The sequence below is a fragment of the Pluralibacter gergoviae ATCC 33028 = NBRC 105706 genome, from assembly GCF_001598855.1.
Taxonomy (GTDB): Bacteria; Pseudomonadota; Gammaproteobacteria; order Enterobacterales; family Enterobacteriaceae; genus Pluralibacter; species Pluralibacter gergoviae.
In genome coordinates, this window is the sequence record NZ_BCZS01000099.1 from 1 (window position 1) to 624 (window position 624).

General features: G+C 66.2%; 1 protein-coding gene. It reads right to left on the reverse strand.

Annotation, left to right across the window (positions count from 1 at the left end):
• Window positions 1-624 (reverse strand): phage late control D family protein (locus ENGE1_RS26305; protein ID WP_174543330.1); only part of this gene is annotated, 624 nt, incomplete at both ends.

The window sequence follows — 624 nt, forward strand, 5'->3', positions numbered from 1 at the left end:
TCCGGCGGCCGGTATAGGGCATTCCCCATACCGAGACGTGCAGCCGGGAGTCCCGCGAGGCGCGATACGTGGCGAGGGTGATGATGACGCCCTCCTTCAGGTCGCGGATGATGTCCCCCTGCGGCTCCAGCACCTGACCGGCGGCCAGGCGCGAGGCGTTGCTGAAGAGGTGTATGCGGGCGGAATCATTCAGCGTCCGCTCGTGGCGGATGCGGGCGTAGAAAGCGCCGGTTTCGGTTTCCGGCTCGGGGTCAGAATCATCCCCGGAGGCCAGGTAAGGCGCTTTGTAGCGGTATTCTTCTCCGGTAGTGACCGCGTCGCTTCTGACGCTCACCGCCGCGTCCATCGGCGTGCCGGCGGTGCGGTAGTTGTAGTCCCGGGTACTGACCCGGTCCGTCACCACCCGGTGCCAGGTGCGCACGCCCCACGCCGACTCTTCCGCGCCGTCGTACAGGCCCGACGGCTCCCGGTACGGCAGCCGGACGTCAGACTGATAGTTCAGCTGGCCGTCGGCGAATATCACCCCGTCCAGGCCTCGCACGTCGTCCATCACCGTGCGCCAGAAGATGCCCACTTCAGAAAGAATGCGCTGGATGAACTGCAGGTCTGTCTCGCGCCACTGGG